The 6,623-nt window shown below is 46.1% G+C and carries 8 protein-coding genes; all 8 read right to left on the bottom strand.

Annotation, left to right across the window (positions count from 1 at the left end; all coding sequences use genetic code 11):
* Positions 1-8: 8 nt before the first annotated feature.
* The 8 genes from CLOSYM_RS07110 to CLOSYM_RS07140 all read right to left on the bottom strand — a co-directional run bounded on the left by CLOSYM_RS07110 (position 9) and on the right by CLOSYM_RS07140 (position 6,541).
* Positions 9-1,886: a P-loop NTPase family protein gene (locus CLOSYM_RS07110; protein ID WP_021641574.1), complete on the bottom strand. Its 1,878-nt coding sequence runs from the start codon at positions 1,884-1,886 to the stop codon at positions 9-11.
* On the bottom strand, positions 1,883-2,236 hold the full coding sequence (locus CLOSYM_RS07115) for a hypothetical protein (RefSeq protein WP_002570108.1): 354 nt from the start codon (positions 2,234-2,236) through the stop codon (positions 1,883-1,885). Before CLOSYM_RS07115 ends, CLOSYM_RS07110 begins: the two co-directional genes overlap by 4 nt.
* A gap of 83 nt (positions 2,237-2,319) precedes the next feature.
* Entirely contained in the window at positions 2,320-2,541 is a 222-nt protein-coding gene (locus CLOSYM_RS22345) for a DUF3560 domain-containing protein (protein WP_080637031.1), read from the bottom strand.
* On the bottom strand, positions 2,532-2,675 hold the full coding sequence (locus CLOSYM_RS22760) for a hypothetical protein (protein ID WP_002570109.1): 144 nt from the start codon (positions 2,673-2,675) through the stop codon (positions 2,532-2,534). The genes CLOSYM_RS22345 and CLOSYM_RS22760 overlap by 10 nt, the downstream gene beginning before the upstream one ends.
* A gap of 24 nt (positions 2,676-2,699) precedes the next feature.
* Positions 2,700-4,952 carry an SF1B family DNA helicase RecD2 gene (recD2, locus tag CLOSYM_RS07125; RefSeq protein ID WP_049943651.1) on the bottom strand — a complete coding sequence of 751 codons (2,253 nt, stop codon included), beginning with the start codon at positions 4,950-4,952 and terminating at the stop codon, positions 2,700-2,702.
* 18 nt (positions 4,953-4,970) lie between these two features.
* Positions 4,971-5,573, bottom strand: a complete 603-nt coding sequence (locus CLOSYM_RS22020; RefSeq protein WP_049943652.1) for a hypothetical protein — start codon at positions 5,571-5,573, stop codon at positions 4,971-4,973.
* A 78-nt stretch (positions 5,574-5,651) separates the two neighbouring features.
* On the bottom strand, positions 5,652-6,251 hold the full coding sequence (locus tag CLOSYM_RS07135) for a single-stranded DNA-binding protein (RefSeq protein ID WP_002570112.1): 600 nt from the start codon (positions 6,249-6,251) through the stop codon (positions 5,652-5,654).
* A complete protein-coding gene (locus tag CLOSYM_RS07140; protein WP_002570113.1) occupies positions 6,248-6,541 on the bottom strand; it encodes a hypothetical protein in 294 nt (97 codons plus the stop codon). The genes CLOSYM_RS07135 and CLOSYM_RS07140 overlap by 4 nt, the downstream gene beginning before the upstream one ends.
* Positions 6,542-6,623: the final 82 nt, after the last annotated feature.

Here is a 6,623-nt window from a genome sequence, read left to right on the forward strand (position 1 = left end):
CCTTCCACTTATGCCGCTGCCGAAAATTCGGAATAGCTTACCTTAATGCAGTTTTCATAAATCTCCTCCCGATATTCTCTGTCAGAGGCTGCTTTACTTAAAATCGTTGATTTTGCCGCTTTTAGCACATCACCGGTCACCATGTATGCCCAAACCCAGGACTCATACTCCCGATACCCGCACACACCGCCGCGTATCCGTTCATTCCTGCAATACTGCCTGATTTTTTCCACGGTTTCCGCCATTTTTAAAAGTATGACCTCATCTTTACAGCCAGTCTTTACCATGACCCGTTTCTTCATCTGCTCAGGCATCAGCTCCTTTTTATCAAAAACCATACACATACGGGACAGGATTGATTCGTTCATATCTTTACAGCCCTTATAATCTGTGTTGGTGGTCAAGACAATTATGGTATCCGGGTTCCTGCGGACAATTTCGCCATCCGCCAGGGTAATGGATGCACAATCATCTAACAGGCCATTCAGCTTTACCAGGGTCCCCGGCTTTCCAACCACCGCTGGCTCCTGCAGCTCAAAAACGGATGGCCGACGGCATGCTTTGATTAAGTCCGATTCCACCAATACAAAATCTTTCTGGTCTTTGCAGTTTTGATAACCGATTTTATAGATCTGACCCATCAGCTTCTCGAATGCCTGGCTGATATCCACATCCTCCTCATAGATCCCTGTATACTCACTCAGAACCGTGGACGGATCCATCATGAAATCCTCATAATCGGGCATTACCGGCGGTTCTGTCTTTACCTTATCGTTTGTATTTGGAATCATAGTTGAAACCAGATCCATCTCATCCGTACCCTCAGAGCAGGTCAAAAAATAATAGGGAAGCCCCAACGCCTTGGCAAGAATGGCAACATCAATGGTCTTTCCGGTACCGGAATCTCCTCGCATCATAAACGTGCGCATAGGAGAATTCTGAATCATCTCAAGGATATCCTGTACCTCCTCTGACACATGATAATTGGGGGAAATCCGCGGTACACGGGCTTTCTCCTCCTCTGTCAGTTCTACATTCATACAGTATTTACTGCCCAGAGTCCCGATTGGCCTGGAATTTGCCGTAATCCGGTTAACGCTCATAATTTCAAATCGTCCAGACGTAACTTCCGTCGGCGCATATTCTCCGCCGGAGATGGCCTGGGGCGTTAAAATCGGAGCGTTTCCGGAGGCAAGAGAGTTCCTGTCTACCGGCAGACCATCCGTTCCCAACTCATTGGCTTTCTCCACCCGTCGGTAGATATTATCGCAGCAGACAAATGCGGCTTTGAGCGCCAGATCCATATCGGTCCAGTTGTACTTATACTGCTCTCTTAAAATCGTAAAGTTGTCATAAAATTCCTGATTAAAAAGCGGACCGTCCATATTTAAGCTGGCGTATTCAAGCATACACAATAAATACTTTCCATCACTCTGTCCTGACCGCAGAGCCGGCATATGCCGATGCAGACCGATTCCACTCTCACAAACTTTGAACTTCCCATTTTTGAAATTATATACGGCAACAATTCTTTCTTCCTCGTCTCTTTTCTTAAATTCGCCGCAGTAGAATTGAGTCTCACCTGTCTCATTCTTTTGAACACCTAACGCTCCCTCCGTATCTGTCTCCATTAACTCCACCAGTGTAAAAATCGCCCGCAAAACAGGGCCATGAAGTGTAGACTGCTTTCCCTGCTGCATCAGATTGTAGATCGAGATATGCTCCTCTTGTGATGATGCTTTGTTTAACCCCTTGTCGATGAGCGTCTGTAAAAACGGCTCCGGTACGGGTAAGCTGAATGTCCAGCTTTCAAATAACTTTGAAGATGCCATGTTATCCCTCTTTCTATTCGTCTTTTTTAACGTTTCCATTGCTATTGACATCATGCTCCCTCCGCTAAAAAACGGTTTGTGGCCCTATGGGCTGCCCATATGGCGGTATCTGAAATCTGACGCTGCCATGCCCCATGGTATGTTGACCAGCGAAAACTTAAGTTCCTGTGCAAAAACTGCCGGAACTCTTCCGATGGAATGTCATCAAAATAAATCTGGACACGTTTTTCTTCCAGATTCATGTAAACACGCCCTCCTTCGAAATCCCAGCCTTCCGGCGGAGTCTCCCTTCTTGCCTTCAGCACCTCAATCCTTTTCCTAATCCGGTTAATGTTTGCATTCAGATTAGTAAGCTCAAACCATCGGAACGGGATTTTCTCATAAGAACTCCCATTTCTTACCATACTGCCAGCATCTCTGCACGCTCATCGGTAACACCGTCACAGCCTTTACATGTCTTATGCTTTCTGTAATAGGCGTTCACACGTTACTTATAGCTCTGTTCCTCGATTAACCGTTCCAGCTTATCCATCAGCTTTTGAATTGCCTCCGGATCATCGGAAGAGATAGCCTGATTATGTTCCGCGGCTTCTGCCTTTGCTTCATAATACTCAGCCTTTTTTCCGGCTTCGACCGACTTTTCCATGCTATCCCAGATTTTCTTCTGATCCCGGCGGGCCCGTGCCTCACTGTGATGACCTACGAGGATTGGCTGCCACCCTCAATTGCTTTTGCAATCTCATTTGACCGCTGATAACGGGCAACCGACTCGCGCTCTGCATGTTCCGCATGTTCCCGATACCGGTTAATCCTAGCCTGTTTTTTCTCTTCATAACGATTCATGGTATTCCTCCTTAAATTTCGTAACTAGCTTGCTATTCGCTTATCTGCACCGGTCTCCTGGGATTTTATTTTCTCAATCCTCAAAGCCTCCTGCTGAATCCGATACGCCAGTTTTGTATTTCTCTTCTCTCTATCATCCGTCATCACAGCCTCACAAAAAGCAGCCCAGTCTCCCACTAAAGTCACTTCACATCTTGCCCGCGTCACCGCTGTATAATAGATGTTTCGTTTCAGCATTCTTTTGAAGCAGGGGAGTACCGGAATGATGACAGAGGGATACGCGCTCCCTTGACTTTTATGTATGGTAGCCGCATAGGCAAGCATCAGTAACCCATAGTCTTCTGAAGCATATTCACCAATTCTTCCGTCCTCAAACCGGACCACTAATGTAGGAGTTCCGTCCTCATTTTGATAAATGTCAGTGACTATCCCCATATCACCATTGGATACCTCTTCCTTGTTCTTTAACTGCATAACCTTATCCTGTAGGCGGAATACAGAGCTGCCAAGCTTCATTTCTAAACAACCCTGAACCTGCGGGTTTACCAACTCCCTTAGTTTTTTGTTGAGGGCGTTAGCTCCCACCGCTGTATCCTGCCGGAAGGGTGTTAGTACCTGCACCATATCGGTATCACCATGATTTGCTTCCAGCTTTTTCTGGTACAGGTCGGCAATCACTTCAGCCGCCACCTCGTCGCTGTCAACTGATATAAACTGAAAATCGTCTCCAAATAACAGGTCTGTATCTCCGTTGTTCATTTTTAAAGCATTGATAATAATCCGGGAGCCTTCTGCCTGGCGGAACTGTACGTCAAGAACCGTAACCGGAATAACTCCTGAATCAATCATTTCTTTAAATACATTTCCCGGCCCCACTGATGGTATCTGATCCGGATCACCGATAAAAACAACTCTGGCGCCATTCTTCACTTTAGAAATCAACACGAAGAAAAGCCACATATCCACCATGGACATCTCATCAACAATAATCAGGTCTTCCTCCAGTTCTTCCGTAAGGTCCAAATTAACTTCCTCTTCTTCCCCGGTGATGTAGAGCGCCTTATGGATGGTCATGGCCGGGTATCCTGTGCTGATTACCATATTGCGGCTGGCACGTCCGGTCGGAGCGCACAAAAGGGCGGTTTTCTTCCGCTCCTTCTTCTCAAACACTTTTAAGATAATCCTCTCGACTGTAGTTTTTCCGGTTCCAGGTCCCCCTGTTATGATAGATAAACTATTCGCAAATACACGCCTTACCGCTTCTTTCTGCTGCTTAGCCAGAACCATGTGTGTAGTCCCCTGAACCTCGTCCAGCTCCCGCTCAATGTCGTAGACCGGCTGCTTGTTGTTCATGACCCGAAGGATATGCACCGCTGCCATCTTCTCCGCCATATAATTCTTCATGGAATAAAGGTAATGTCCCTCCGCCGCTAAAAGCTCATCTGAAAAGACCATTTCATTTCCAATATCCTTAATTAAACGTGTATTTACAGCCTGTCGGTATATCCCATAATTTAGAAGTTCCGCCGCCTGTCTAACAATATCCCTGCCTTCTAAATACAGATGACCATCGCCCTCTGAATTTTTTAAGACCTGAAGAATCGCTGCTTTAATCCGCAGTGTGTCATCTGGCCGGAAATTTTTGTTTCTTCTTGCGATGATATCCGCACTCTCAAACCCGAAACCACTTAATTCACAAAGCCTGAATGGTTTTTCCTTCACAATTTGTAAAGCCTTTGAGCCAAAGTAATCACAGATTTCGGACACCCGTTTCGGCCCTACCTTTAAGGGAGCCAGGTATTGCATCAGCTCCCGCAAAGAACGGCTTTCCGAGTATGAGCCAAGGATTGTCTCCAGCTTGCTTTTCGTAATTCCTTTTACTTCCAGCAGCTTCTCTGGCTGTGTATCAAAAATCTTCAGGGTATCTTCTCCAAACCGTTTTACAATCCGGCCGGCAGTTACCGGCCCGATTCCTTTAATCAGTCCCGATGCCAGATAACATGTAATCCCCTCTTTGGTTGTCGGCATAAATATCTGACTTTCCGTCACTGACAACTGTAATCCATAGCTTGTTTTAATCCACTTACCTTCCAGTCCCGTATCAATCCCTTCTATAAAGGGGATTGCAGTTCCAATGGCCGTAAAAACACTCTCTCCGCTTTTGAAAGACTGGTTTACGGCCGATTCCGGAATTGTCTGATAGGTCTTATAAGCGGCTATGGTATATCCATTTTCATCGTTATAATATATCTTGCGATGCGGTATACACTGAATCAAACTTGATACCTCCACTTATTAGCCATTCCACGATAAATAAACATACCTTCCCTTCACAGAAGCCTGTAATCCCCCCTCCCGGGTTAAAAAGCGGCAAATATCCTCTGCCTTTTCACCCGGATATTCCGGCAGGCAGCCAACACGCCGATACCCCTTTGGGGTCCTGATATTACAGATTCCATCCCTCCGCAGCCAGCATTCATATATGCCTTTTGCATTAAGATTGGTAACAATCTGGTTTAAGCGCTCTTTGCCAATCCTTCCATACCAGGCGATTATCGTTTGGGTGTCTGCATCTTCTACGCTGTCCTCCATCGCTTCTGAGACTGCCTCTGTGTCTAACGGTGCAGACTCTGTTTTTGCAGCCTTTGTATCCTCTTCCTGGAACGCCTCTGGAATGGTTCCGCCTAGCATGGTCACCAGATGTTTCCTCATGTTTTTTAATACACCCAGCGCCCATGGATTTTTCAAAGCACACAGAACAACAAAAAATGGGATTCCAAGTGAAATGACATTGACTGCAATTCCTAGCGCAAACGGGAGCAGAAACGGAAGTAAAATACTGCACCCGATTCCTAAGAGCACAAGCTGCATGATCTTTCTGATATTTTTCTGTTCCAAATTTTTTACCTCCTTCATAAAAAGAGGGAACTGAAATCCTGAATCAAAAGACTCTTATTCCCTCTGGTTTTCGTTCATTTAGTTAAATGGCAGACTCCCATCTTCCATGCCGTCATCAATATTCATAAAGTCACCCTTGTTAGCGGCAGGTGCATTCCGCTGGGAGTTCCTGGCTGTTGATCTTGCTGCCTGTCTCGCCGGCTGCCTGGCTGGCTGCCTTGACGGTGCCTGGTTCGATTGCGACGGCAGGCTCCTCTGTGCCGGCTGACTGCTCTGCGCCGGTTGGGTTCTCTGCGCTGGCTGGCTTTGCTGATTTACCGGCGGCGTCCCCTGATTTCCGCCATCCTCACTGCTATTTTTCTTGCTTTCTGCAAATTCCACATCATCAACAAGGTACTGCATCGAATAAACTTTTACCCCTTCTTTGTTGGTATAGTTATTGTTCTGCATTTTCCCAGTTAACAACAGCTTCAGTCCTTTTCTTCCAAAACGCTCCAGCAGCTCTGCCTTGCGGTCGAATGCCGTGCATCGGAAGAAATCCGCGTTAGGCTCTCCTTCCCGCGATCCTCTCCGGTCTACCGCAAAGTCAAACCGTGCAATCGCCATTGCACTTTCTCCCTGTGTATAAGTAATTTCCGGGTCATTGGTCATTCTGCCTAAAAAAATGCACTTGTTCATACACTCTCTCCTTTAGCAATTATTGATTTCCCTTCTCTGCACATTAAATAAATCCACTCTTCGGTCTTTTCATCCCAGACTTTGATGTTATGATCCAGGATACCTTCCTCAACCAGAAACAGGCGGTTCTTGTCATTCGCCTCGCTTAAAAGTTCTCTTACCCCTTCATTGGTAAGATCTGCCCCATAAAAGTGTCCTGGTAAACCTTTTACAAAGCTGTGAACCATTCCTTCCTCGCTTACCAGAAGACAGTCATATGCCTCGGCTACAGTCAGTGATAATTCTTCCATTAATGTTCCTATCCCCCTTCCTTTCAACTTAGATTAATAAACGTCCTAACCTCCTCCTAATATATAAGTGTAGGGTTTCAGT

The organism is [Clostridium] symbiosum ATCC 14940 (assembly GCF_000466485.1).
Taxonomy (GTDB): Bacteria; Bacillota; Clostridia; order Lachnospirales; family Lachnospiraceae; genus Otoolea; species Otoolea symbiosa.

What these genes read in the sequence shown, in the direction of transcription:
- CLOSYM_RS07110 (WP_021641574.1), bottom strand. Translation starts at nt 1,886, where the DNA reads ATGATGTCAATAGCAATGGAAACGTTAAAAAAGACGAATAGAAAGAGG.
- CLOSYM_RS07115 (WP_002570108.1), bottom strand. Translation starts at nt 2,236, where the DNA reads ATGGTAAGAAATGGGAGTTCTTATGAGAAAATCCCGTTCCGATGGTTT.
- CLOSYM_RS22760 (WP_002570109.1), bottom strand. Translation starts at nt 2,675, where the DNA reads ATGAATCGTTATGAAGAGAAAAAACAGGCTAGGATTAACCGGTATCGG.
- CLOSYM_RS07135 (WP_002570112.1), bottom strand. Translation starts at nt 6,251, where the DNA reads ATGAACAAGTGCATTTTTTTAGGCAGAATGACCAATGACCCGGAAATT.
- CLOSYM_RS07140 (WP_002570113.1), bottom strand. Translation starts at nt 6,541, where the DNA reads ATGGAAGAATTATCACTGACTGTAGCCGAGGCATATGACTGTCTTCTG.